This window comes from Mesorhizobium sp. M0848, assembly GCF_040319805.1.
In the GTDB taxonomy this organism is placed as follows: Bacteria; Pseudomonadota; Alphaproteobacteria; order Rhizobiales; family Rhizobiaceae; genus Mesorhizobium.
The window spans coordinates 46738-70104 of record NZ_JAMYOM010000010.1 but is presented as its reverse complement, the minus strand read 5'-3'; the positions used below and the strand labels follow the sequence as shown (position 1 = coordinate 70104).

24 protein-coding genes are annotated in these 23367 nt (G+C 62.0%); 13 read left to right on the top strand and 11 right to left on the bottom strand.

Going from position 1 to position 23367, the window contains the following annotated elements; translation table 11 throughout:
- Nucleotides 1-255: 255 nt before the first annotated feature.
- Nucleotides 256-2262 (top strand): putative bifunctional diguanylate cyclase/phosphodiesterase, encoded by a 2007-nt coding sequence (locus tag NKH95_RS13560; RefSeq protein WP_352891746.1) that lies wholly within the window; start codon nucleotides 256-258, stop codon nucleotides 2260-2262.
- Nucleotides 2263-2333: 71 nt separating this feature from the next.
- Here the strand turns inward: NKH95_RS13560 and NKH95_RS13555 are convergent, their stop codons facing one another.
- Nucleotides 2334-2510, bottom strand: a complete 177-nt coding sequence (locus tag NKH95_RS13555) for a hypothetical protein (RefSeq protein ID WP_352674774.1) — start codon at nucleotides 2508-2510, stop codon at nucleotides 2334-2336.
- Between the two features lie 233 nt (nucleotides 2511-2743).
- Here NKH95_RS13555 and NKH95_RS13550 point away from each other — a divergent pair, with 233 nt between their 5' ends.
- From NKH95_RS13550 to NKH95_RS13520, 7 genes are all read left to right on the top strand, one after another.
- Entirely contained in the window at nucleotides 2744-4177 is a 1434-nt protein-coding gene (locus NKH95_RS13550; RefSeq protein WP_352759565.1) for an LLM class flavin-dependent oxidoreductase, read from the top strand.
- 91 nt (nucleotides 4178-4268) lie between these two features.
- Nucleotides 4269-5063: an ABC transporter ATP-binding protein gene (locus tag NKH95_RS13545; protein WP_031212725.1), complete on the top strand. Its 795-nt coding sequence runs from the start codon at nucleotides 4269-4271 to the stop codon at nucleotides 5061-5063.
- Complete coding sequence (locus NKH95_RS13540) at nucleotides 5060-5941, top strand: branched-chain amino acid ABC transporter permease (protein ID WP_023809823.1); 882 nt, start codon at nucleotides 5060-5062, stop codon at nucleotides 5939-5941. Before NKH95_RS13545 ends, NKH95_RS13540 begins: the two co-directional genes overlap by 4 nt.
- 3 nt (nucleotides 5942-5944) lie before the next feature.
- The gene (locus tag NKH95_RS13535; RefSeq protein WP_352630040.1) at nucleotides 5945-7015 is read left to right on the top strand and encodes a branched-chain amino acid ABC transporter permease; all 1071 of its coding nucleotides are present in this window, start codon (nucleotides 5945-5947) and stop codon (nucleotides 7013-7015) included.
- Nucleotides 7012-8343, top strand: coding sequence for an ABC transporter substrate-binding protein (locus NKH95_RS13530; RefSeq protein ID WP_128303762.1), 1332 nt, complete (start codon nucleotides 7012-7014; stop codon nucleotides 8341-8343). Before NKH95_RS13535 ends, NKH95_RS13530 begins: the two co-directional genes overlap by 4 nt.
- Nucleotides 8344-8429: 86 nt before the next feature.
- Nucleotides 8430-9779, top strand: coding sequence for an ABC transporter substrate-binding protein (locus NKH95_RS13525; RefSeq protein WP_352440471.1), 1350 nt, complete (start codon nucleotides 8430-8432; stop codon nucleotides 9777-9779).
- Nucleotides 9780-9828: 49 nt separating this feature from the next.
- The gene (locus tag NKH95_RS13520) at nucleotides 9829-10611 is read left to right on the top strand and encodes an ABC transporter ATP-binding protein (protein ID WP_128303763.1); all 783 of its coding nucleotides are present in this window, start codon (nucleotides 9829-9831) and stop codon (nucleotides 10609-10611) included.
- 96 nt (nucleotides 10612-10707) lie between these two features.
- Here NKH95_RS13520 and NKH95_RS13515 read toward each other — a convergent pair whose 3' ends face one another.
- Entirely contained in the window at nucleotides 10708-11136 is a 429-nt protein-coding gene (locus NKH95_RS13515) for a MarR family winged helix-turn-helix transcriptional regulator (protein ID WP_023809819.1), read from the bottom strand.
- Between the two features lie 150 nt (nucleotides 11137-11286).
- Here NKH95_RS13515 and NKH95_RS13510 point away from each other — a divergent pair, with 150 nt between their 5' ends.
- Nucleotides 11287-12144, top strand: coding sequence for an alpha/beta fold hydrolase (locus NKH95_RS13510; protein ID WP_023809818.1), 858 nt, complete (start codon nucleotides 11287-11289; stop codon nucleotides 12142-12144).
- A gap of 76 nt (nucleotides 12145-12220) precedes the next feature.
- Here the strand turns inward: NKH95_RS13510 and NKH95_RS13505 are convergent, their stop codons facing one another.
- Entirely contained in the window at nucleotides 12221-13462 is a 1242-nt protein-coding gene (locus NKH95_RS13505) for an MFS transporter (RefSeq protein ID WP_023809817.1), read from the bottom strand.
- A gap of 173 nt (nucleotides 13463-13635) precedes the next feature.
- Between NKH95_RS13505 and NKH95_RS13500 the strand changes: the two genes are divergently transcribed.
- Nucleotides 13636-14520, top strand: coding sequence for an AraC family transcriptional regulator (locus tag NKH95_RS13500; RefSeq protein WP_023809816.1), 885 nt, complete (start codon nucleotides 13636-13638; stop codon nucleotides 14518-14520).
- A 117-nt stretch (nucleotides 14521-14637) separates the two neighbouring features.
- Here the strand turns inward: NKH95_RS13500 and NKH95_RS13495 are convergent, their stop codons facing one another.
- The 7 genes from NKH95_RS13495 to lgt all read right to left on the bottom strand — a co-directional run bounded on the left by NKH95_RS13495 (nucleotide 14638) and on the right by lgt (nucleotide 20434).
- Nucleotides 14638-15573, bottom strand: a complete 936-nt coding sequence (locus NKH95_RS13495) for a ribose-phosphate pyrophosphokinase (RefSeq protein WP_013530002.1) — start codon at nucleotides 15571-15573, stop codon at nucleotides 14638-14640.
- A gap of 63 nt (nucleotides 15574-15636) precedes the next feature.
- Entirely contained in the window at nucleotides 15637-15768 is a 132-nt protein-coding gene (locus NKH95_RS13490; RefSeq protein WP_280940280.1) for a hypothetical protein, read from the bottom strand.
- A 42-nt stretch (nucleotides 15769-15810) separates the two neighbouring features.
- Nucleotides 15811-16398, bottom strand: coding sequence for a hypothetical protein (locus tag NKH95_RS13485; RefSeq protein WP_352440377.1), 588 nt, complete (start codon nucleotides 16396-16398; stop codon nucleotides 15811-15813).
- 43 nt (nucleotides 16399-16441) lie between these two features.
- Entirely contained in the window at nucleotides 16442-17593 is a 1152-nt protein-coding gene (locus tag NKH95_RS13480; protein ID WP_352440378.1) for a M24 family metallopeptidase, read from the bottom strand.
- Complete coding sequence (pgeF, locus tag NKH95_RS13475) at nucleotides 17593-18387, bottom strand: peptidoglycan editing factor PgeF (RefSeq protein WP_128303767.1); 795 nt, start codon at nucleotides 18385-18387, stop codon at nucleotides 17593-17595. Before pgeF ends, NKH95_RS13480 begins: the two co-directional genes overlap by 1 nt.
- A gap of 107 nt (nucleotides 18388-18494) precedes the next feature.
- A complete protein-coding gene (locus NKH95_RS13470) occupies nucleotides 18495-19583 on the bottom strand; it encodes a class I SAM-dependent methyltransferase (protein ID WP_128303768.1) in 1089 nt (362 codons plus the stop codon).
- Nucleotides 19580-20434: a prolipoprotein diacylglyceryl transferase gene (lgt, locus tag NKH95_RS13465; protein ID WP_128303769.1), complete on the bottom strand. Its 855-nt coding sequence runs from the start codon at nucleotides 20432-20434 to the stop codon at nucleotides 19580-19582. Before lgt ends, NKH95_RS13470 begins: the two co-directional genes overlap by 4 nt.
- A 166-nt stretch (nucleotides 20435-20600) precedes the next feature.
- Between lgt and NKH95_RS13460 the strand changes: the two genes are divergently transcribed.
- The 3 genes from NKH95_RS13460 to NKH95_RS13450 all read left to right on the top strand — a co-directional run bounded on the left by NKH95_RS13460 (nucleotide 20601) and on the right by NKH95_RS13450 (nucleotide 22134).
- Nucleotides 20601-20903: an accessory factor UbiK family protein gene (locus NKH95_RS13460; protein WP_183449274.1), complete on the top strand. Its 303-nt coding sequence runs from the start codon at nucleotides 20601-20603 to the stop codon at nucleotides 20901-20903.
- A 344-nt stretch (nucleotides 20904-21247) separates the two neighbouring features.
- Nucleotides 21248-21748 (top strand): type III secretion system chaperone family protein, encoded by a 501-nt coding sequence (locus NKH95_RS13455; RefSeq protein WP_013893499.1) that lies wholly within the window; start codon nucleotides 21248-21250, stop codon nucleotides 21746-21748.
- Between the two features lie 26 nt (nucleotides 21749-21774).
- Nucleotides 21775-22134 (top strand): tRNA-binding protein, encoded by a 360-nt coding sequence (locus NKH95_RS13450; protein WP_352891743.1) that lies wholly within the window; start codon nucleotides 21775-21777, stop codon nucleotides 22132-22134.
- An 80-nt stretch (nucleotides 22135-22214) separates the two neighbouring features.
- Here the strand turns inward: NKH95_RS13450 and NKH95_RS13445 are convergent, their stop codons facing one another.
- Nucleotides 22215-23237: a glycosyltransferase family 4 protein gene (locus tag NKH95_RS13445; protein WP_128303772.1), complete on the bottom strand. Its 1023-nt coding sequence runs from the start codon at nucleotides 23235-23237 to the stop codon at nucleotides 22215-22217.
- Between the last annotated feature and the right edge of the window lie 130 nt (nucleotides 23238-23367).

The following is a 23367-nucleotide window of genomic DNA, read 5'->3' as shown; positions in this document are numbered from 1 at the left end:
GTAGAATGCTCCCTTTGCCAATGTCGGGCCAACGGCATTTTATCTTTATGATTAATTTCCCGCAAACCATGTTCCTCTTTAGACGGCTTCCGGCCCGAATTCCGGGTTCGAGTTAACGGAAACTTGTCTTGCCCGATTGCATTTGTTTGCCCGGCGTCGCAATCGCCGTCGCGTCCTAAGGAGCCGGCCCGCGTGGGGGCAGAAGCTGGAAATGAGTTCGGAAAACAAAATCCCTTTCAAACGGGGTCTATTGTCATGAACGAACACCTGTCATCCGTGTTGGTCGATGCGGTTGATGCGGAGCCGTACGAGCCGCGCTATGAACTGAGCGCCGACGAGCTCCGCACCCTTTACCGCACCGAAGCGCAGGCGACGCGAAGAGGAGAAGCCAGGCCAGGGCTTTGGATCGCGGTTGCCATCTATCTCTTGTTTTCGGCAACCGATCTGCTGCTGATCCCGGATGTTGCGGCCTACACGATCACGGCGCGCTTCGCGGTCGGCTTGAGCGCGCTTTTGATCCTCGAAGCACAGCTTCGCCGGGGGATTGGAACGGAATGGCTCGACGTGACCTGTGCCGGAGCCATCATCTTCGGCTATGTTGGTTGGTTGTGCCCAGCGGTTCTTGGCGCGGACAAGGAAAGCGTCTCCTACTATATGGTCTTCGGGACCATATTCATGATGAGCGCAAACCTTTTCTTTACGTTCAATTTCAAGCTTTCCATCGTAACTTCCGCAATAATATTGTGCATACTTTACATCGTGAATTATTTCGTTCCTTCAACCCTTACATACAAAATGGTATTCGGGGCTTTCTATATATCCTGTTTCACGTTCACCTCGTATGTGAACTGGAAGCTGAATGAGGAACGCTACAACGTCTTCCTGAATGCCCTGGAAGCCAAGATCCAGCACAATGAGGCGACCGAACGCGGCAAGGCCCTGCTGAGATTGTCGCGGACCGATCCGCTGACAGGTCTGGAGAACCGGCGCGCGATCGACGAGAAGCTGCGGGACTATTGGAGCGATTGGCAAAAGGTCGGCACCAGTTTCGGGGCAATCCTCATCGACGTGGACTTCTTCAAGAAATTCAACGACTGCTACGGCCATCAGGAAGGCGACCGCTGCCTGATCCATGTCGCCAATGCCCTTAGCGATATGATCAAACAGTACAATGGCTCCATCGGCCGCTATGGCGGTGAAGAGTTCATCGTCCTGGCTCGCATGGAGAAAAAAGAGCAGATCCTGGACATCGCGGAAGCCATTTGCAGCACGGTGGAGAACCTGGCGCTGACGCACGAACTGCGGCGCGACGGCGTCTCGATCGTAACCGTGAGCGTTGGCGCGGCATTCACCAGGACGCAGACCGGGGCCAAGCTGGAGAAGATCATCCACGAGGCCGATCGCGCGCTTTATCTGGCAAAAGCCGGTGGCCGAAACTGTGCCCGGCTGTTCGACCCAACCGATCCGCAAAGCAGCGACGAGAGCGAGAACATTGCGGCCTTGCTGAAGATCGCGATCGGCCAGAATCTCGTTTCACTCGTTTATCAGCCCATCCAGGATGTCAAATCGGACCGGGTTGAAGCGGTAGAGGCTCTGATGCGCCTGAAGATGCTGGACGGTACATCGGTTCCGCCGAGCCTGTTCATTCCCGTCGCCGAGCGAACCGGCGCGATCTTGGAGCTCGGGCGCTGGGCGATAAGGACGGTGTGCGCCGAGCTCCTGGCGGATGACCACGTCCGTGTCGTCAGTGTCAACGTCTCCCCGATCCAGCTCAAGACACCGGGCTTCGCAACGTCTGTTGCGACCATTCTGGGCGAGACCCGCGTCGCCGGCAGCAGACTGGCCTTCGAGATCACCGAAGGGCTGGAGATGGAGATGCATTCGGACATCCTGCGCTGCATCAGCGACCTGAAGCTGCTCGGGATCAAGATATGGCTCGATGATTTCGGGACGGGCTTCGCGGGCCTTTCGTGGCTTCGCCTGATCGATTTCGATACGGTGAAGATCGACCGCTCGTTTCTTCACGACTGCAGTTCCCCGAGCGGCAAGGCAATGCTGCAGGACATTATCACCCTGGTCCGAAATCGCGGCCACAAGATCCTGGTCGAAGGGGTGGAAACCGACGAGCAGATGGTCTTGATGCGCGAATTCGGCATAGACAAGATCCAGGGCTTCCATGTCGGCCGCCCCGCTCCCGCCGTCAGTTTCCAGGCAAAGCGGGCCATGCGCAAACGGTCATTTGCCGTGCTTAAGTCCGCATGATACGTGTGGGCGGTGGCATTTGGCTTAGAGCTTAGGCCGCTATTTGGCCGCGACGGGCCAAAAGCCGAAGTCTAGCTGACTTCACCTGAGCGCCGCGCCGGCTTCCAGTTTCTGGCCTGCTTCATATTCGGCAGGAACACCGTCAGCGGGCTGAGCCGCGGCGGATGTCGAGACGCGGCCCGGCACCAAAGACGACCACGTGGAGAAGGCCGGCGCCAGATCAGCCCGACCATCGCCGTCAGGATCATCGCACCATCCGCTTGGCGGACCGGGTCAAGATCGCCACCGGCGGCAAGGTGATTGCGTCTACTTTTTCCTGATGGGGATCTCGCGCAAACACCTTGCTTCCGCGAAACGGCTCGATCGAGGAATGCTATTCCCTAGATTAGTCTATTAAAACCATATATTTACTTTGATATTTGGCTCCCGGCCCTACCCTGCCAGCTCAACCACGATTGCTTGCAGGATTCCGGAACCGACAATGAGCAAGACCATCCGCTTCAATGCCTTCGAAATGAACTGCGTCGGTCACCAGTCGCCTGGCCTCTGGCGCCACCCGCGTGACCGGTCCTGGGACTACAAGGATCTGGAGTATTGGACAGATCTCGCCAGGCTTTTGGAGACCGGATTCTTCGACTCCGTCTTCATCGCCGATGTGATCGGCTATTATGATGTCTACAAGGGCAACCTCGACAATGCGTTGCTGCAAGGCGTGCAAATCCCGGTGAACGATCCGTTGCAGCTCGCCAACCCGATCGCCTTGGCCACCAAACATCTCGGCATCGGCATCACGGCTTCGACGAGCTTTGAGCACCCCTACACCTTCGCACGCCGCCTCTCGACGGCGGACCACCATACCAAGGGCCGTATCGGCTGGAACATCGTCACGTCCTATCTGGAGAGCGGGGCCAAGAACATCGGCCAGGGCGGGCTGCGCAGCCACGACAATCGTTATGACGTTGCAACCGAATATGTCGAAGTCCTCTACAAGCTGTTCGAGGGCAGTTGGGAAGAGGGAGCCGTGCTGCGCGACAAGGAGCGCGGGATATTTGCCGATCCGACAAAAATCCACGAGATCGGCCACAAGGGAAAATATTTTGATGTGCCGGGCTTTCACCTATGCGAACCTTCGCCACAGCGTACGCCCGTTCTCTTCCAGGCCGGCGCCTCGGGTGCCGGCAAGCAGTTCGCCGCCGGCCACGCCGAATGCGTGTTCATCTCGACGCCTCTGAAGGATGCCACCCGCGCCTATGTCGCGGAAATCCGCAAGCGCGCCGCCGAGCAGGGTCGCGATCCGAAAAAGGTGCTGATCTACGCGATGGCAACCATCATCGTCGATGAAACCGACGAAAAGGCACGGGCTAAATATCAGGATTACGCGAACCACGCCTCCTATGACGGCGCCCTGGTCCTGATGTCTGGCTGGACCGGCATCGATTTCGGACACTACAAACCGACGGATACGGTCAAGAAGGTCAAGACAAACGCGATCATCTCCGCCGTCGAGCATCTGGCCGGAGGCGACAAGGTCTGGTCCATCGAAGAGCTTGCAAAATGGGGCGGCATTGGCGGTCTCGGGCCGCTTTTCGTGGGATCGCCATCGACGATCGCCGATCTTCTGCAGGAGTGGGTCGAGGAAACCGACATCGACGGCTTCAACCTGGCTTATGCGCTGGCGCATGACAGCTTTGCCGACGTCATCGGATACGTCGTGCCGGAACTGCAGAAGCGCGGGGTCTACGCGACGCAGTATCGCGAGGGCACACTGCGCGAAAAGCTGTTCGGCGAAGGCCCCTATCTGCCGGCAAACCATCCGGCCCATCGCTTCCGCGACATCGAACGCGTCAAGCGCGACGAGGCCGCGGCGCAATCAACCTTGACCGAAGGGCACGCCCGCCAATCCGAACCGGCCTGACATCATCCCTGCACGGCGCCGAAGGGAAAGCGGCCCGCGCCGCCGGACCGTCGGACTTTGCCTCTGTTAGCCACCATGGAGCGCTGAATTCATGACAACGCCATCCGCACCCGCATTGGAAGTCAAGAACATCTCCCTCGCATTCAAAGGCGTGAAGGCGATCTCCGATCTAAGTTTCGAGGTGGCGCCTCAGGAAATCTGCGCCCTGATCGGCCCGAATGGGGCGGGAAAAAGCTCGCTGCTGAACATACTGAACGGCGTCTATGTTCCCGATTCAGGCGAGATCATCTTCGAGGGCGAACATTTCCATCGGATGCAGCCGCTGGAGGCCGCGCGCCGCGGCATCGGCCGCGGGTTCCAGAACAACGCGCTGTTTTCGGGAATGAGTGTCGCCGACAATGTCATTGCCGGCCTGTCCAGGCATGCTCGCGCAACGCTCCTGGAAGAAGCACTGCTTTTGCCGCGCGCACGCGCCGAGGCGCGCCGTTTCCGCGAGCGCGCCCATGAAGTCCTGCGCCTCTTCGATCTGGAGCGGCATGCCGAGACCACCGTGGCCTTGCTGCCCTACGGCGTGCAGAAGAAGGTCGAACTAGCGCGCGCCATTGTCGCGGCTCCCCGCCTGCTGCTTCTCGATGAACCGCTGGCAGGCATGAACAGCGCCGAGAAACAGGAAATCGCGCAGATCATTGCCAGGCTGAACCGCGACCTGAAGCTGACGATCGTGCTGATCGAGCACGATATCGGCATCGTGCTGAAGCTCGCTCACCATGTCGTCGTGCTCGATTACGGGCGCAAGCTGGCCGATGGCGCGCCGGATACCATTCGCGACAATCCCGAGGTCATCGCCGCGTATCTGGGCCACGACAAGGTTGAGATCGCCGCATGAACATGTTTCTCGAAACCCTCATCGGCGGCCTGCTGGCGGGCACGATGTACTCGCTCGTCGCCATCGGCTTCGTGCTTATCTACAAGGCCTCCGGCGTCTTCAACTACGCGCAGGGGTCCATCCTGCTGTTTGCAGCCCTGACCTTCGTGTCGCTGACCGATCAGGGTGTGCCGGTGCTGGTGGCGCTGGCGATCACGGTGGTCGTGCTTGCGCTGATGGCAGTCGGGATCGAGAGGCTGATCCTGCGCCCGCTCGTCAACCGCAGCCCGATGACGCTGTTCATGGCGACGCTCGGGCTGGCCTACATCGTCGAAGGGACAGCCCAAGGGCTCATGGGGTCGCAGGTCAGGGCGCTCGATCTCGGCATCGAGGATCTGCCGATCTTCCTCGGCGACATCATGATCAGCCAGTTTGATCTCACCGCCGCCGCAGTCGCGCTCGTCCTGGTGGTGGCCCTGTCGCTGCTGTTCAACAAGACCCGCCTCGGAGTTGAGCTCAGGGGCGTGGCCGACGATACTCGCGCCGCTCTCTCCATCGGCATCGATGTCAACCGCATCTGGCAGATCGTCTGGACCATTGCGGGGCTCGTCGGGCTTGTGGCCGGTCTGCTCTGGGGCGCCCGCCAGGGCGTGCAGTTCTCATTGTCGCTGGTGGTGCTGAAGGCCCTGCCGGTGCTCATCATCGGCGGCTTCACCTCTATCGCCGGCGCCATCGTCGGCGGGCTCGTTGTCGGTGCAACGGAAAGCCTAGCCGAAACCTATATCGGCCCCTTCCTCGGCGGCGGCATCACGCCCTGGTTTGCTTATGCGCTGGCGCTCGCCTTCCTCTTCATCCGCCCCGCAGGTCTGTTTGGCGAACAGAAAATCGAAAGAGTCTGAATCATGTCCGATATTGAACTCCGGCTTACCGGCGGCATAGGCGAGGGCGCAAGCACCCGGACACTGGTCGGCATAGCCGCGGCTGCCCTCATTGTTGCCCTACCTTTCCTCGCCACGGAATACTGGATCAATGCTATCGCCGTGCCGTTCCTTATTCTGTCGCTGGCAGGTCTCGGCCTCAACCTTTTGACGGGTTATGCCGGCCAGATATCGCTCGGCGCCGGTGCGTTCATGATGGTGGGCGCCTATGCGGCATTTGCCTTCCAGCTGCGGCTGCCCGAACTGCCGCTGCCATTGGCACTGATAGCAGCCGGCATCGTCGCCGGCGCGGTCGGGTTCGCCTTCGGCTTTCCCTCGACCCGCATCAAGGGTTTCTATCTGATCGTCAGCACGCTTGCCGCGCAGTTCTTCTTCGAATGGCTGTTTCTCAAATTTCCGTGGTTCTACAACGGTGATCCGTCCGCCACGATCTCGCTTCCAGCGGGTCTGTCCGTCTTCGGCATCGATCTCAACAGCCCGCACGGACGCTATTACCTGACGCTCGCCAGCGTCGCCGTGCTGACCTGGCTTTCCTACAATCTCGTGCGCAGCCAGACCGGTCGCAACTGGATGGCCATCCGCGACATGGATACGGCAGCGGCCGTGATCGGTGTGCCGATCCTGCGCGCGAAACTCCAGGCCTTCGCCGTATCGAGCTTCATCTTGGGCATTGCGGGCGCACTCTGGGCATTTGCGTATCTCGGATCGGCCAGCGTGCAGAGCTTCGGCCTGACGCGATCCTACCAGATACTCTTCATCATCATCATTGGCGGCATGGGCACCATTCGCGGCGCTTATTTCGGAGCCGCCTTCGTCAGCCTGTTGCCGCTGGCGCTCGACTGGCTGTTCCAGCGGCTGCTCGGCGGCCATGTCGACGCCGGACTGCTTCAAAACATCCAGAAGGTGATCTTCGGGGTCCTCATCCTCTGGTTTCTCATCAAGGAACCGGAGGGACTAGCCCGCTTGCTGCAAAGACAGCGTGGAGATTTAGGCAATCGCCGCCTTGCGCGGCTCAAAATCAGGAGACAGACGTGAAGAAACTGATCATTGCCGCGCTTTTGGCGGGTGGCGCCTTCGTGGCGAGCCCCGCCACGCTCAACGCCGCGGACGTGTCGCAATATATCCCGCTGCCGACCTATCGTGTCGGTGCCTACGCCTCTTCGGGCGAACTCTGGTGGGCAGGCGAAAGGGACTATTTCCGCTATATCAATGAGGTCGAGGGCGGCATCGACGGGATAAAACTCAACTACGAAGAGTTCGAGACCGAGTGGAGCCCGGACCGGACTGTCGAGGTCTACGAGCGGGTCAAGGGCGGCAAGGATGGTTCGCCGATCGCTTTCTTCTTCACGCACGGCACGCCCGCGACCTATGCGCTGCTCGAGAAGGCTGCCGCCGACAAGATCCCGCTGATCGATCCGGCCGGTGGGCGCACCGAATCCATCGACGGCAGGGTGTTCCCGTATGCCTTCCCGCTGCTGTTCAGCTATTACAGCCAGGCCTCGACCGGCATCAACTATATCGCGTCCAAGGTCGGTGGCTTCGATAAGCTCAAGGGCTTGAAGATAGCAACCGTCTATCACGACAGCGCCTATGGGCGTGCCACCCAGCCCGCTGTCGACCTGCTCGCCAAGAAATACGGCTTCGAGAACATCCAGATCCCCGTCGCCGATCCAGGCAATGAACAGTCGCCGCAATGGCGCCAGGTCCATGAGCTGAAGCCGGACTGGGTGTTCTTGCGCACCTGGGGTGTCTCCACCGTGGTGGGCATCAAGACGGCAGCCCGCTTCGGCTTTCCGGCCGATCATATCATCGGCGACGTCTGGGCCGGCTCCGAATCCGACGTCATCCCGGCCGGGAAGGCGGCGATCGGCTATTCCGCCCTTGCGCCTTATCCGGCGGGGGCCGATTTCGAGATCCATCAGCGGCTCAAGAAATTCATTCTCGACGCCGGCAAGTCCGACCTGCGCGATCAGAAGTATTTCGGCGCCGTCAATTACAATGTCGGTCTGGTCAATGCCGCGCTCGCCGTGGAGGCGCTCCGCACCGGCTACAAGAAGTTTGGCGCTCGTCCCCTGAATGGCGAGGAAGGCCGGTGGGCCTTCGAGCATCTGACCATCGACGAAAACCGTCTCAAGGAGATCGGCTTTGTCGGCCTGCTGCAGCCGATCCAGATCACGCCGCTTGACCATGAAGGCGGCGGCGCTGCCCGCATCCAGAGCTGGGATGGCAAGAAGTGGGTTCTCCAGACCGACTGGATCAAGGCCGACCACGAAGCGCTACGGCCGCTGATCGAGCAGCAAGCCGCCGCCTATGCCAAGGAACACGGCATCGCACCGCGTACGCCAGATACCGAAACCAATTGATATTCCACTTGATAGTCCCACCGGGGGAGGGGCGTCGTGCCCCTCCTTGCCTGAAACAGGAGTTCACCATGCACCAAAAGCTCGCCATGCACCAAAAGCTCTTGCGCGCTGCCCTGGCGGCTGCCACTTCGTTGCTGCTGCTTGCCAGTGCAGCCAAGGCCGTTGAAACCCAGCCGGGTCCCGACAGCGACAAACAGTTTTTCCCGATCGCCAGCTATCGCGTCGGCCCCTATGCGGCGTCGGGCGCTTCCATCTGGGCCGGGCAGATCGATTATTACCGCTATATCAACGAAGTCGAAGGCGGCATAAACGGCGTCAAGATTGCCTGGCAGGAATGCGAGACGGAATGGACGGCCGAAAAGGGCATCGAATGCTATGAGCGCTTCAAGCACGGGCTGAACGGCGCTCCGGTCGCCGCCTATTTCCCGAACGGCGCGCCTGCCGCCTATGCACTTTCCGACCGCGCGGCCGCGGACAAGATACCGCTGGTAACACTTGCCTACGGTCGCACCGAGGCCACCGACGGGCGTGTGTTCCCCTATATCTTTCCGGTCATGGTGACCTTCTACAGCGAGGCGTCGGCGGTCGTGAACTATGTTGCCGAGCGCGAAGGCGGCTTCGACAAGCTCAAGGGAAAGAAGATCGCCACCGTCTACCATGACAGCGCCTATGGCCGCGAGACGCTTGATCCGCTCGCCCTTCTGGCAAAGAAATACGGTTTCGAGAATATCCAGATTCCCGTTGCCGATCCGGGCAGCGAACAATCCTCGCAGTGGCGGCAGGTCCGCGAAGCAAAGCCGGACTGGGTGTTCCTGAGAACCTGGGGTGTTTCGACGCCGGTAGCCATCAAGACCGCGGTGCGTTTCGGCTTTCCCGCCGACCACATCATCGGCGATGTCTGGGCTTCGTCCGAGGAAGACGTGATCCCGGCCGGCGAAGCGGCGAAGGGATATCTGGCGCTGACGCCTTATCCGGCCGGCGCCGACTTCAAGATCCACGAGCGTTTGAAGAAGGACATCATCGACGCCGGCAAGTCCGACCTGCGCGATACCAAGGCCTTCGGCAGCGTCTATTACAATTCAGGTCTCGTCGGCGCCCTGCTCTCTGTGGAGATCGTTCGGCAGGCCCAGGCCAAGTTCGGCAACCGCCCGATCACCGGAGAAGAAGGCCAGTGGGCGCTGGAGCACCTGAAGCTTGATGACGCAGCCCTTGAAAGGGCAGGTTTCCGAGGCCTGGTGCAGAACCTCCAACTGACGCCCGCGGACCATGAGGGCGGCGGCGCGGTGCGCGTGCAGCAATGGAACGGGTCCAAATGGTCTCTCGTCAGCGACTGGGTGCAGGCCGATCGCACAACGCTGCGTCCGTTGATCGACGCGAAATCCGAGGCCTATGCCAAGGAGCATGGAATTACGCCCCGCGATATCGGCAGCAACTGACAGGACGCGGCGGCCGCTTTGACGGTTTCCCACGATAAGGAGAAACGCCATGACCACGACATCGAAGCCCGTCGCCCCGGCGGCTGATCAGGACACCCTTCTCGAAGTGTCGGGCATCGAAGTCGTCTATGGGGGCGCCATTCTGGCCGTCGCCGATGTGTCGCTGACGATCGGCAACGGCGAAATCGTTGCTTTGCTTGGAGCCAACGGTGCCGGCAAGAGTACTGTGCTCAAGGCGATTTCGGGCCTGGCCAGCGCCGATCGGGCCAAGGTGCGCCGGGGGCATATTCGCCTCGACGGTGAGGATATTCTCGGGCTTGCGGCCAACAGACTGGCAACGCGGGGCATCGTCCACGTCATGGAAGGGCGCCATGTCTTCTCGCATCTGACGGTCGAGGAGAACCTCTTGACCGGCGCATTTCTGCACCGGCCAAGCCGCAAGGAACTGCAGCGTCAGCTCGACGACGTCTACGGCTGGTTTCCACGCCTGCGCGACAAGCGGCGCACGCATGCCGGGCTTGCGTCCGGCGGCGAACAGCAGATGCTGGCCATCGGCCGGGCGTTGTTGACGCAACCAAGGCTCGTCCTGCTCGACGAGCCCTCCATGGGGCTCGCACCGCGCATCGTTCAGGAAATCTTCGCGATCATCGCGCGCCTTAACCGGGAGAAAGGGACGGCCTTTCTGCTGGCGGAGCAGAATGCGGCTCTCTCGCTTGCCTACGCACAGCGCGGCTATGTTCTTGACACCGGCCGCGTGGCGCTCGAAGGGCCGGCGGCCGACCTTGCAGCGCGTGACGATCTCCACCGCATCTATCTGGGCGACGCGCCCTGACGCAGTCGTCGCGTTCGATCCGCGAATGTCTTCGAGGATGCATCTCGCGGGCAGAGGCCGGCGGGTGAGGTCCGACCGTCGAGAAGGCCGGGCCGGCTACCGGTCGCCGATCAACGCGGCGCGTAGCGCCTGGATCTGCCGGTTCAAGGCATCGAGCTGCGCCAGCGTCATGCCCGAGCGCTCGATCAAGGCTTCATTCAGGCAGTTGCATTGCACCAGCAGCCCGCGCCCGGCTGATGTCAGGTCGACCTGCACCTGGCGTTCGTCGGTCTGGCTGCGCTGGCGGGTCACCAGCCCGGCCTGCTCCATTCGCTTTACCAGCGGCGTGACGGTGCTCGATTCCAGAGCGAGCCTGTGGGCGATCGTGCCGACCGACATGCCGTCAGCCTCTCCAAGTGCGTTCAGTACCAGGTACTGCGGATAGGTGATGCCCATCTCGTCCAGCATAGGCTTGTAGCTGCGGTTGATGGCCATGCTGGTGGCATAGAGCGTGAAACAGAGCTGATTGTCCAACGGGAGAGGCACGGCGCATTCCTTTTGCCAATATGGGCGTCAATTCGATACCACAAAAAATAATATCGCGATACATATTTTTGTGGACAAGGGTTTTGAGTCGCGCTAGCTAAATCGTTATCGCGATATCGTTTATCGCGAAAATAACAGAAGGAGATTGAGATGACCTCGCAAACCAAGCCCAGTTCCGGCAGCGGTACGATCACCACCAAGGACGGAACGCAGATTTACTACAAGGACTGGGGGACCGGGCAGCCTGTCGTCTTTCATCACGGCTGGCCGTTGAGCAGCGACGATTGGGACGCTCAGATGCTGTTCTTCCTGTCACAGGGCTACCGTGTCATTGCACATGATCGTCGTGGCCACGGCCGCTCGACCCAGACCGATATCGGCAACGAGATGGATACCTATGCCGCCGACGTCGCGGAACTCACCGCTCATCTGGACCTCAAGAACGCCATCCATGTCGGCCATTCGACCGGCGGCGGCGAAGTGGCGCGCTATGTCGCCAAATACGGCGCCGAAGGCCGTGTCGCCAAGGCGGTGCTGATCGGCGCGGTGCCGCCGATCATGCTCAAGACCGCTGCCAATCCCGGCGGCCTGCCGATCGAGGTCTTCGACGGCTTCCGCTCTGCCCAGGCAGCCAATCGCGCCCAGTTCTTCCGCGATGTTCCCGCCGGTCCATTCTATGGGTTCAACCGCCCGGGCGCGGACATCTCGCAGGGCGTCATCGACAATTGGTGGCGCCAGGGCATGATGGGCGGCACCAAGGCGCATTATGATTGTATCAAGGCTTTCTCGGAAACCGACTTCACGGAGGATCTGAAGGCAATCGACGTGCCGGTCCTGGTCATGCACGGAGACGACGACCAGATCGTTCCGATCGCCGACTCGGCGCTGCTGACGATCAAGCTGCTCAAGAAGGGCGAGCTTAAGGTCTACGAGGGTTTTCCGCACGGCATGGCCACAACCCATGCCGATGTCATCAACGCCGACCTGCTGGCCTTCTTCAAGGCATAGGGCTTTCCGAATAGCCTACAAAAATGCACCCGCCATCAGGCGGGTGCATTTTTTGTGAGGTTCAGATTAGCGTGATCTAGGCAACTAACTGCGCTTTGCGTGCTTCCTTCATGTTCGGCAGGAACACGGTGAGCAATCCAAGAAACGGCAAATACGAGCAGATCTGGAAGACGAAATCGATGCCCTTCATGTCGGCGACGATGCCGAGCACGGCCGCCGCGATGCCGCCCATGCCGAAGGCGAAGCCGAAGAAGATGCCGGCGATCATGCCGACGCGGCCCGGCACGAGCTCCTGCGCAAAGACGACGATGTTCGAGAAGGCCGAGGACAGGATCAGGCCGATCAGCACCGTCAGCACCATCGTCCATTCCAGATTGGCGTAGGGCAGGGCGAGCGTGAAAGGCAGCACGCCGACGATGGAGAACCAGATCATCGCCTTCTGTCCGTAGCGGTCGCCGAACGGGCCGCCGAGCAGGATGCCCAGCGCCGAGGCACCGAGGAACAGGAACAGCATGACCTGCGACATCTGCACCGAAACGCCGAACTTATGCATGGAATAGAAGGTGTAGTAGCTGGCGAGGCTGGCGATGTAGGCATTCTTGCTCAGCACCAGCAATGTCAGCACGATCAATGCATTCGTCACCTTGCGGCGCGGGAAAGGCGAAACGAAGCTCGCCGCCTTGCGGGTGCCCTGCGCGGCACGCAGCCGGCTGTACCAGCCGCCGACCTGCCACAAAACGATGATGCCGATCAGCGAGCCGACGGCGAACCAGGAAATGCTGGTCTGGCCGAACGGCACGACGATGAAGGCCGCCAGCAGCGGCCCCATGGACTGGCCGAAATTGCCGCCAACCTGGAACAGTGACTGCGCCAGGCCGAAGCGGCCGCCGGAGGCGAAGCGGGCGATGCGCGAGGATTCCGGATGGAAGATCGCCGAGCCGATGCCGATCAGCGAGGCGCCGATCAGCAGCAGCGAATAATGCCCGGCATAGGCGAGCACAATCAGGCCGATCAGCGATGACGCCATGCCGTAGGGCAGCGAGTAGGGCATCGGCCGCTTGTCGGTGATCATGCCGATCACAGGCTGCAGCAGCGACGCGGTCACCTGGAAGGTGAAGGTCAACAAGCCGATCTGCCAGAAATCGAGGCCATAATTCTCTTTCAGGAGCGGGTAAATGGCCGACAGCAGCGACTGCATGATATCGTTGATGCAATGGCAGAAGCTCACCGCCAGGATGACGGTGAAGGCCGTCGCCTGGGCTGAAGCGTGACTGGTGGTCGCCGGTGGGGCGACGCTGGCGGCTATCGTATCGGTCAAGGTAGGCTCCGTGGTCTTTTTGGCGGGCAGGCCCGCAGGCAGTTGACGGACGCACCTGCGGCCGCCTTGTCGGACGCTCCTGTGGAGCGCTTGGGGACGGTGCCTTATAAGCTGCTTGCGGGATGACTTCTTTCGTGGTTTGGTCCAATAGTTTCGCAAGTGGGCCATATCGGATGCCGCACGGCAAAGAAGTCTTTCACGCTGGCAACGCCAATCTCGGCCAGTTGCACGAGAGCCGCTGGCAGTGGCTTGAGCAAGTGGCCGGGCCGGCGGTGGCATTGCCGACCGAATATCCCGATGGCTACCGTGTGCCGCAGCACCGCCACAGCCGCAGCCAGCTCTTGCATGCGCTTGTCGGCGTGGTGTTGGTGACGACGCGCTACGGGCGCTGGATGGTGCCGCCGGACCACGCGATGTGGATTCCAGCCGGCACCGAGCATTCCGTCGAGATGCTGGGCGATGTCTCGATGCGTTCGGTCTATGTCATGCCACAGGCGATCCCCGGGCTGCCCGAAGGCTTGCGCGTCGTCGGCGTCACCGACCTGATGCACAGCCTGATCGTGGAATCGGAAAAGCTGCCGCAAGGCGGCGTTCTGGAAGGACGCGGTGGGCTGATCATGAACCTTTTGCTGCACGAAATCCCGACCTTGCCGGAACGGCCTCTCGGGCTGCCATTCCCGTCCGATCCGAGGCTGTCGGCGCTGTGCCGGCGCTTCGTCGCCGCACCGTCGCCGCACGCGACGATCGATGAATGGGCGGATGCCGCCGGCATGAGCCGGCGTTCGTTCACGCGCGCCTTCCAGCGCCAGACCGGCCTGTCGCTGTCGACATGGCGCCAGCAGGCCTGCCTGTTCGCGGCGCTGCCCAGGCTGGCGGACGGCGAGCCGATCACCAGGGTGGCGCTCGATCTCGGTTATGACAGCGTGCCGGCCTTCATCACCATGTTCAAGCGCATGCTGGGGACCTCGCCGCGCGGCTATATGCGCGGCGCACGAGAGAGCGTCGAGGTCGCTCGTCGCCTGATCGGGCCGGTTCGGTTGGAAAGCTCTGCGCCGTAACGGCAGGTGCTGTTCTAGAAGCATCTCACCGTTTCACGGAAACGGCGATCTGCTCTAACTCTTTGTTTTGACGCGGTTCTAGACGGAAAACCGCTTCACACTTTTCCTGGAATTGCTCTAGTCGAACAGGCTCGACACCGATTCTTCGGTCGCGGTGCGCGAAATGGCTTCGCCCATCAGGTCGGCGATCGAGATGACGCGGATGTTGGGAGCATCGAGCACGCCCTGGGTGGGCTGGATGGAATCGGTGATCACCAGTTCCTGGAGCTTCGAACCGCTGATGCGGGCAACCGCGCCGCCCGACAGCACGCCGTGGGTGATATAGGCGGTGACGCTGGTGGCGCCGTTGGCCAGCAGCGCATCGGCGGCGTTGCACAGCGTGCCGCCGGAATCGACGATGTCGTCGATAAGCAGGCAATCCTTGCCGGCGACCGCGCCGATGATGTTCATGACTTCCGATTCGCCGGGACGCTCGCGGCGCTTGTCGACGATGGCCAGTTGCGCATCGAAGCGCTTGGCCAGCGCACGGGCGCGGACCACGCCGCCAATGTCGGGCGAGACCACCACGACGTTGCCGAGCTGCTTGTATTTGGCCTTCACGTCGCGGGCCATCACCGGCACGGAAAACAGATTGTCGGTCGGAATGTCGAAGAAGCCCTGGATCTGGCCGGCATGCAGGTCAAGCGTCAGAACGCGGTCGACACCGGCGCGGGTGATCATGTTGGCGACCAGCTTGGCCGAGATCGGCGTGCGGCCGGAGGCGCGGCGGTCCTGCCTGGCGTAGCCGAAATAGGGGATGACCGCCGTGATGCGCTTGGCCGAGGAACGCATGAAGGCATCGATCATGATGAGCAATTCCATCAAATGATCGTTGGTTGGGAACGAGGTCGATTGCAGGATGAAGACATCCTCGCCGCGCACGTTTTCCTGGATTTCGACGAAGATTTCCTGGTCGGCGAAGCGCCTGACCGTAGCTTTGCCCAGCGGGACGTTGAGGTACCGGGCGACCGCTTCGGCCAGCACCCTGTTGGAATTGCCCGCGAAGAGTTTCATGCACGGTTCCTGGTGGAGGATGATGAGACCTGACGGACTCGCTTGCGCCCTTTAACCGGGCTTTTAGCGGCCCGCGCCGGTATTGCAAGCGCCGAGATCGGGAATCCGCCGGCTAAACTCAAGAAAGCTCCGCGCCATCGCCGGGCTGCAACAGGGAGCAGCGGACTTGCGCTGCCCCTTCTTCTCGTCGGGCATCGGATTTTCCCAAAACCGTCTCCACTTTTGGGTCCGATGCCTCTAGCCCGCCTTGCCGCCGAGCCAGGCCGCGAATTGGTCGATGGTCTGGTCGGCGATCGTCTGCATGGTGGCCGGCGAGACCCCCTTCCAGCTGTCGCCGCCCGCGCTGGCGCCGGAATTGACCGACGGGGCCTTCTGCTGACCATTGATGCGGTGCAGCCGGTTGCCGGCGGGGTCATAGACATCCCAGACGTAGATGACGGTGATGTCGGCGCCTTCCGACATCGTCGAGAAATAGCCCTTCAGCACATGTGTCACGGTCTGGTCGGCGCTGCCGGCGAGCGTGATACCGCGCTGCCTGGCGCGGGTCTGCAACTCCGCCGTCAGAGGTGTCGCGGCTTCCACCGAAGCGCCGACGATCGGCGCGATCTGCAGGCGGGTCTTCGACAGGATGGCAGCGCTTTGGGCTGATGTGACCGGTGCGGCGGTGGTTGCGGGAGCGCCCGCCGTGCTGGTGGCGGGCAGCGTCTGGGTCGACGTCGCCGGCGGCGTGATCGCCGACGGTTCGAGCACGTCCTTTGCGTTGGTGCAGGCGGCAAGAGCCAATGCCACAAGCAATGACACGGTCGTCACATGCGATCGTCTCATTTGCCTTCTAACTCCTTGGCGAAGAACGCCTCCCACTGTGGATTCACTGTACGATCAAGTCGAGATCATGGCGGGACAGCGGCTTGGGCTGGGATTCGGTGGTCAGGTAGGTCCGGCCAAGCGTCATCGCCGTCTCGGTATCGGAGTCCATGATGATCATATGGGCGAACAGCGTCATGTTGGGCGCGATCGGTTCGGGATTGCCCTGGTAGAACATCGGCATGTCCATCCAGGACGGGGTGAAGCGGGCGCCGACTGAATAGCCGCAGGCGTTCAGCCGGTGCTTGGTCAGGCCGTGCGCCTCCATGGTGCGGGCATGCGCATCGAAGACGTCGCCGAAGCTGTTGCCCGGCGTCATCGCCTTTTCGACAGCCAGGAGTGCCGCGCGGGCGGCGTCGAACAGTTCCTGATGGCGCTTCGACACCTTGCCGGTCAGCACCGTGCGCATCATCGGTGCGTGGTAGTGGTTGAAGACGCCGGCCCATTCGAGCGTCAGCTGGTCATTTTTGGTGAGCTTGCGGCGGCCGGCCTTGTAGCGGCACAGCAGCGCATCGATGCCGGAGCCGATGATGAATTCGTTGGCCGGATAGTCGCCGCCGCCGGCAAAGATCGCACCCTGCATGGCGGCCAGGATCAGGGCTTCGTCGCCGCCTTGCTTGATCAGCGGCAGCGCCGCGTCGAGCGCATCATCGGAAAGATTGGCGGCCTTCTCGGCCTTTGCGACCTCGGCCGGGCTCTTGAACAGGCGCAGACGGCCGACAATGCCGGACGCATCGGCGATCTGGCCGAAGGTCTGCAACTGTTCGTCGAGCCGTCGGCCATTGAACGCGGTCAGGCCATGGGTGTCGTATTCGACACCGATGCGGGCGCCGAGCAGGTCGAGTTCGTTGAGCAGATTGCGCAGGTCGACCGCCGGATTGGCGCCGTTGCGGTCCGTCCACAAGACGATGTTGTCGATAATCGAGGTCTGACGCGCCTGGCGCAGGTCGGCCGAGCGGGTCAGAAGCACCATCGAACCGTCGGCCTTCACTACCAGGCACTGGAAGAAGCAGAAGCCGAACGTGTCGTAGCCGGTCAGCCAGTACATGCTTTCCTGCGCGAACAGCAGGATGGCGTCGAGCTTCTTTTCGGCCATCTCGATGACCAGCCGGTCGCGCCGCGCGTCAAATTCAGATCGTTCAAAATGCAGCGCCATTATTCCCTCTCCAAGACAATTGCCGAAACCTGCCGGCCGTAATCGGGCTCCTTGCGATGCGTGGTGCGCCGGTAGGAGTAGAACAGGCCTTCCTCGGCGTAAGTGCAGCGGTCAAGGCCCTCAGCCGTCACGCCGGCCTTGGCCAACCGGTCAACCGTGTAGCGGTTGAGATCGAACATCGCATGGCCGGCATTGGCGGACGGCGCGAAATAGAGGATGTTTTCGGCGGCGACTTCGACAAAGCGGGCGACGAATTCCGGGCCGACCTCGTAGTTTTTCGGGCCGATGGAGGGGCCTAGCACGGCGACGATGTTTTGGCGCCGGGCGCCGAGGCTTTCCATCGCCAGGATGGTGTTTTCGAGCACGCCGGTGAACGCGCCTTTCCAGCCGGCGTGCGCGGCGCCGATGATGCGCGCCTGCGCATCGGCGAACAGCACGGGACCGCAATCGGCGGTAGAAGCGCCGATGGCGATGCCCGGCCGGTCGGTGACGATGGCGTCTGCCTTGGGCCGCTCGCCGGCAAAGGGCTCCCTGGCGATGATGACGTCGGGCGAATGGACCTGCCAGGCGGTCAACAGATGGCTCGCCGGCACGCCCATCCATGCCGCGACGCGGCCGCGGTTCTGCGCCACAAGCATCGGGTCGTCATTCGATCCGGTGCCGATGTTGAGGCCCTGGTAGATGCCGCCGGAGACACCGCCGACGCGGGTGAAATAGCCGTGGCGGATGCCTTGTGCCCGCGCCTTGTCCAGCAGCGGCGACCGAACGGGATCCGGTTTGGTCTGATTCAGCATGCGGGCGTTGTTGTCCGTGTGGGCGGTTTCGTCAAGAAGAAGGTGCTTGGTCGAGAACAGGCGCTGCAAAGCGCGGACGGGAGATTGGGAGGGGTGGCGGTAAAAAGTCAATCCGCCCCGGCGAAAGGCCGAACCTCCACGCCGCGGGGTAGCACCGCAAGCACCTTGAACAGCTCGCCCATGGCTTGCGGCCCTGCGAGGCGCTCGACGTCCCCGGCGATCCTTTCGCGCGCCGCCTGGCCGGCATCGGCGCCAAGCCGGCCGGCGCGCTCGAGGATACCCATGCCGAGGAGGAAGTCGCCCTGTGTCGTCAGATGGGCTTCGAGGCCATGTGCACGCACGATCGCGGCAAGGGCGGCGAAATCGACATGGGAGGTGAGGTCGGCCTCACCGGGATTGGCCAGCACATCTTCGTGATCGTGGCTGCGCAAGGCCTGAAGCGTGTCCCCGACACCCGGCTGGAAATGGCCGTAGTCGAGAAACAGGCCAACGCCGCCATGCCTGGATATGCGCTCGGCGATCGTTGCCATGAGCGCGGTGCGGGCAGGCGCCACTTCGGCAATCGCACCTTGCGGCGCTTGAGTGGCATCGGCGGGCAGCAGCGTCGGGTCGACCGAACCGGCGCCGGCGAAGAAGCAAAGGTCGTTGGTCTCGTCGAGGCCGACCATGCGCTCGCGCCAGCCGGTGCCGGCTCGGACGAACTGGCGGATGGGCACGGCGTCGAACAGTTCGTTGCCGACGATGAACAGCGGTTGCTGCGGCAAGGTCTCGATGGTTTCATGCCAGCCAACCGCGAAGGGTGTGGCGCCAAGCGTCTGCTTCTGCACCTCGGTCAGGCGCGGGCTGGTCTCGATCATGGCGAAGGTGGCGCCGCTGGCCAGATCAGGATCGAGCCGCGACAGCGTACGCAGCATGTCCTTCATCAGCGTGCCGCGGCCGGGGCCGATCTCGGCGATGGTGGCCGGCAGCGGCCGGCCGCTCGCCTGCCACGCCTGGTACATCCACACGGCGACCAGTTCGCCGAACATCTGGCTGATTTCCGGCGCGGTGATGAAGTCGCCGCCCGCACCAAAAGGCTCGCGCGTCGTGTAGTAGCCGTCCGCCGGGTCGAACAGGCACAGCGCCATGTATTCGTTGATCGGAAGTGGCCCCAAGGCCTCGATCAGGTCAACGATGCGGGTCTTCAGCCGTGTCATGCCGGCTGCGGCTGCGCCACCGGCCTGGCGGTCAGCATCGCCCAGATGCCAGCCAGCACCATCGGCGTCGACAGGATCATGCCCATGGTCAGCCAGTTGGTGCCGAGGAGGTAGCCGAGCTGCTGGTCGGGCTCGCGGAAGAACTCGACGAAAATGCGCGACAGGCCGTAGCCGCAGATGAAGGCGCCGCCGACGAAGCGCGGCGTCTTCAGCTTGAGGCGCGAATGGGTGAGGATGCGCAGCACGAGGAACAGCACCACGCCTTCGAGAAGCGCCTCGTAGAGCTGGCTCGGGTGACGGGCAAACGGCCCGCCATTGGGGAATTCGAAAGCCCAGGGCACGTCGGTCGGGCGCCCCCATAGCTCGGAGTTGATGAAGTTGGCGACGCGCACCAGGCCAAGGCCGACCGGCACGCCGGCCGCCACGACGTCAAACAGCGACCAGATGCGGATGCCGCGCTTGATGGAAAACAGCGTCATGGCGAGGATGACGCCAAGCAGGCCGCCATGGAACGACATACCGCCTTGCCAGACCGCCAAGATGTCGAGCGGGTGGGCGATGTAGCGTGGCAGATCATAGAACAGCACATAGCCGGTGCGGCCGCCCAGCACGACGCCGATGGCCGCCCAGACGATGAAGTCGTCGAGATCCTCCGGCTTCATCGGCAGGACGCCGTTCGGCCATAGCTTGGCATTAGAGGCGAGCCGCTTGGCATACCACCAGGCGAACAGGATGCCGACGATATAGCCGACGCCATACCAATGCACCGCCAGCGGCCCGATCTGGATGAGGATCGGGTTGATGTTGGGGAAGGGTAGGGAGGCCAGAGGCAGCAGGAAATATTCGTTCAACGGGGAACTCTCGGTTGCGAACGTGTTTGGGCGCGGACCATGCGGCAGGGTTTGGGCAGGGTCAAGGCAAGGTGGGCGCCCTCGACTTGATGCCGTAGCGCGGCGCAACATGCTTGCATTCGACGCGCGGCGCCATTACCTCATTTCGAGCAAGCGAGGATTTGCCATGTCGACCGGACCGAACCGCATTCTCGATGAATTCGCCAAGCTGATGACCGATGCCGCCGGCGCTGCCCAGGGCGTGCGCCGGGAGGTGGAGACCGCCTTCAAAGGCCAGGCCGAACGCATCCTCAACACCATGGACGTGGTGCAGCGCGAAGAGTTCGAGGCAGCGCGCGAGATGGCCGCCAAGGCCCGGGAAGAAAACACCCGCCTTGCCGCCCGCATCGAGGCGCTCGAGGCGAAGCTTGCGGAACTGGCCGGTGACGCCGCACCGGCGGCGGCGGCTAAGCCGCGCACAAAAAAATAATCGTTAAACTTTTCCACATAGCCCGATCCTGAAAAGCGCTTTGCCGTGAATCGCTTAACGGCATTGCATGAATCTTTGTGACAGCGGCTTTCCACATGCGAATGACGCAGTGCGAAAAATTGGGCTGTTCACGCGACTCCCGATCAATAGACTGAAGTTGTTGCATGATTCGGAGCAGGGTCATGCGACCGGGCGGTGGGGTCCGGTCTGGGGTCTTTGCGTCGAGAAGTAGTCTTTTGCGCAGGAAAGTCCTGGCCGTCCGAGTTCTAGACAAGATTGTTCGTTGTGTGTGCCCTCCCGCGGAGCGTGTGGCGGCGCTCGTACAGAACGACAGGAAGCATTCCATGGAACTTCTCGAACTCGAATTCTCCCGCGAAATCCATCCGGTGGATGTTATCGAGCAGGTGGCCCACAACAACGACTGGTCCTTTGAGCGGGCAGGCGACGACGAGATTTCGATCTCGGTTGCCGGAAGCTGGACCGACTATCACGTCTCCTTTTCGTGGATGGAGGATTTCGAAGCGCTGCACCTGGCCTGTGCCTTCGACATCAAGGTGCCGGAGACCCGCGCGCTGGAAGTGATGCGGCTCTTGTCGTTGATCAATGAGCAGATGCTGTTTGGCCATTTCGACCTCTGGGAGCAGGAGGGCGCGATTATGTTCCGCCAGTCGCTGCTGCTGGCCGGCGGGGTCGAGCCGTCGAGCCAGCAGGTCGAAGTGTTGCTGTCGTCGGCGCTGGAAGCCTGCGAATGCTATTTCCAGGCGTTCCAGTTCGTCGTCTGGTCGGGAACCTCGGCCAAGGACGCCCTGGCCGGCGTGCTGTTCGAGACCTACGGCAACGCCTGAGTCCCCGTGAGGCAGACAAGACCAAGATGAGTTCGAACAGCGAGCGCAAGCCCGAGATCAGTTTTGCCGATTTCGATCGTATCGACATCCGCGCCGGCACGATCGTCGAGGCCGAACCGTTTCCCGAGGCGCGCAAGCCCGCATTCAAGCTGAAGATCGATTTCGGCCCCGGCATCGGCATCAAGAAATCGTCGGCGCAGATCACCAAATATTATACACCGGAGACGCTGATCGGCCGGCAGGTGTTCGCGGTGGTCAATTTCCCGCCGCGCCAGATCGGTCCATTCATGTCGGAAGTGCTGACGCTCGGCTTTCCCGACGAAGAGGGCGCTGTGGTGCTCGGCGCGATTGAGCGCAAGGTGCAGGATGGCGGGCGGTTGTTTTAGGCTAGAGGAACGACCGTCGCGTTCCTTCGCGCTTCCTCCGTGCTGCTGATGTCGAACAGTACGGTGCCGCCAGCCTTTGGTCAGGCCGCCAGCTTGCGCGTTGTGCCCAGTGCTTCCTCGACCGTATCGAGAAACATCTCCGCACAGGCTTTCCAGCTATAGCGCATGGCACGTTCGCGGGCTTCGGCACGGTCTACATTGAGCGCCGCAAGCGAGGCCTCGCGCAGATCGTTGGAGACCGCGCCGCCAAAGCCGTCGCCGACGATGTCGATCGGCCCTGTCACCGGATAGGCGGCAACCGGCGTGCCGCTGGCCAATGCCTCGATGATGACGTTGCCGAACGTGTCGGTGCGGCTCGGGAAGACGAAGACATCGGCCGAGGCATAGATCTCGGCCAGTTCGTCGTTGGGGCGATGGCCGAGGAAATGCGCTTGCGGATATTTTGCCTTGAGCCTGGCAAGCTCGGGGCCTTCACCGACGATCACCTTGCTGCCCGGCAGGTCGAGGTCGAGAAAGGCGGAGAGGTTCTTTTCGATGGCGACGCGGCCGACGCAGAGGAAGACAGGGCCGGGGAAGCCGAGATCCTTCTTCTTGTCGGGCCGGAAATGGTCGGTGTCGACGCCGCGCGTCCACGGCCGCAGCTTGGTGAAGCCGCGCGCTGAGAGGTCGTCTGCGAGCGACTGGGTGGCGACCAGCGTGCCTTGGCCGGAATTGTGGAAATCGCGCAGCCAGCGATAGGCCCAGCTCTCCGGCACCGGCAGCCGTGCGCTGAGATATTCGGGGAAGCGCGTGTGATAGCTGGTGGTGAACGGCCGGCCGGCATTGCGGCAATAGCGCCGCGCCATGATGCCGAGCGGTCCTTCGGTGACGATGTGGATGTGGTCGGCTCTGCCGGCGTCAATCAGGCGCGCGACATGGCCGGGCGTGGTCAGCGCCAGCCTGATGTCGGGATAGGTCGGCAAGGGCAGGGTGCGAAAGATGTTCGGCGTCAGGAAATCCACGGCGACATCGAAGGATTTCAGCGTCTCGGTGAGCCGCTCCAGCGTGTGGACAACGCCGTTAACCTGCGGCCGCCAGGCATCGGTGACCATCAATATGCGCATGGCGGCCCTTTGCAGGAAAGGTCGACGGTTGCCTTGAGACGATGCCGGAACGGCGACCAGCCCGCTGCTCTCGCTTCGCTCCAGCGCACCCGGACGGGCACGGGGTCGAAGATAGACGGTAGGCCCGAAT

Coding starts and splice junctions, on each gene's coding strand:
- NKH95_RS13445 (WP_128303772.1), bottom strand. CDS start 23,237: ATGCGCATATTGATGGTCACCGATGCCTGGCGGCCGCAGGTTAACGGC.
- NKH95_RS13520 (WP_128303763.1), top strand. CDS start 9,829: ATGACCACGACATCGAAGCCCGTCGCCCCGGCGGCTGATCAGGACACC.
- NKH95_RS13480 (WP_352440378.1), bottom strand. CDS start 17,593: ATGGCGCTGCATTTTGAACGATCTGAATTTGACGCGCGGCGCGACCGG.
- pgeF (WP_128303767.1), bottom strand. CDS start 18,387: ATGCTGAATCAGACCAAACCGGATCCCGTTCGGTCGCCGCTGCTGGAC.
- NKH95_RS13450 (WP_352891743.1), top strand. CDS start 21,775: ATGAGTTCGAACAGCGAGCGCAAGCCCGAGATCAGTTTTGCCGATTTC.
- NKH95_RS13560 (WP_352891746.1), top strand. CDS start 256: ATGAACGAACACCTGTCATCCGTGTTGGTCGATGCGGTTGATGCGGAG.
- NKH95_RS13470 (WP_128303768.1), bottom strand. CDS start 19,583: ATGACACGGCTGAAGACCCGCATCGTTGACCTGATCGAGGCCTTGGGG.
- NKH95_RS13455 (WP_013893499.1), top strand. CDS start 21,248: ATGGAACTTCTCGAACTCGAATTCTCCCGCGAAATCCATCCGGTGGAT.
- NKH95_RS13525 (WP_352440471.1), top strand. CDS start 8,430: ATGCACCAAAAGCTCTTGCGCGCTGCCCTGGCGGCTGCCACTTCGTTG.
- NKH95_RS13500 (WP_023809816.1), top strand. CDS start 13,636: ATGCCGCACGGCAAAGAAGTCTTTCACGCTGGCAACGCCAATCTCGGC.
- NKH95_RS13555 (WP_352674774.1), bottom strand. CDS start 2,510: ATGATCCTGACGGCGATGGTCGGGCTGATCTGGCGCCGGCCTTCTCCA.
- NKH95_RS13535 (WP_352630040.1), top strand. CDS start 5,945: ATGTCCGATATTGAACTCCGGCTTACCGGCGGCATAGGCGAGGGCGCA.
- NKH95_RS13540 (WP_023809823.1), top strand. CDS start 5,060: ATGAACATGTTTCTCGAAACCCTCATCGGCGGCCTGCTGGCGGGCACG.
- NKH95_RS13460 (WP_183449274.1), top strand. CDS start 20,601: ATGTCGACCGGACCGAACCGCATTCTCGATGAATTCGCCAAGCTGATG.
- NKH95_RS13510 (WP_023809818.1), top strand. CDS start 11,287: ATGACCTCGCAAACCAAGCCCAGTTCCGGCAGCGGTACGATCACCACC.
- NKH95_RS13545 (WP_031212725.1), top strand. CDS start 4,269: ATGACAACGCCATCCGCACCCGCATTGGAAGTCAAGAACATCTCCCTC.
- NKH95_RS13490 (WP_280940280.1), bottom strand. CDS start 15,768: ATGCCCGACGAGAAGAAGGGGCAGCGCAAGTCCGCTGCTCCCTGTTGC.
- NKH95_RS13550 (WP_352759565.1), top strand. CDS start 2,744: ATGAGCAAGACCATCCGCTTCAATGCCTTCGAAATGAACTGCGTCGGT.
- NKH95_RS13485 (WP_352440377.1), bottom strand. CDS start 16,398: ATGAGACGATCGCATGTGACGACCGTGTCATTGCTTGTGGCATTGGCT.
- NKH95_RS13495 (WP_013530002.1), bottom strand. CDS start 15,573: ATGAAACTCTTCGCGGGCAATTCCAACAGGGTGCTGGCCGAAGCGGTC.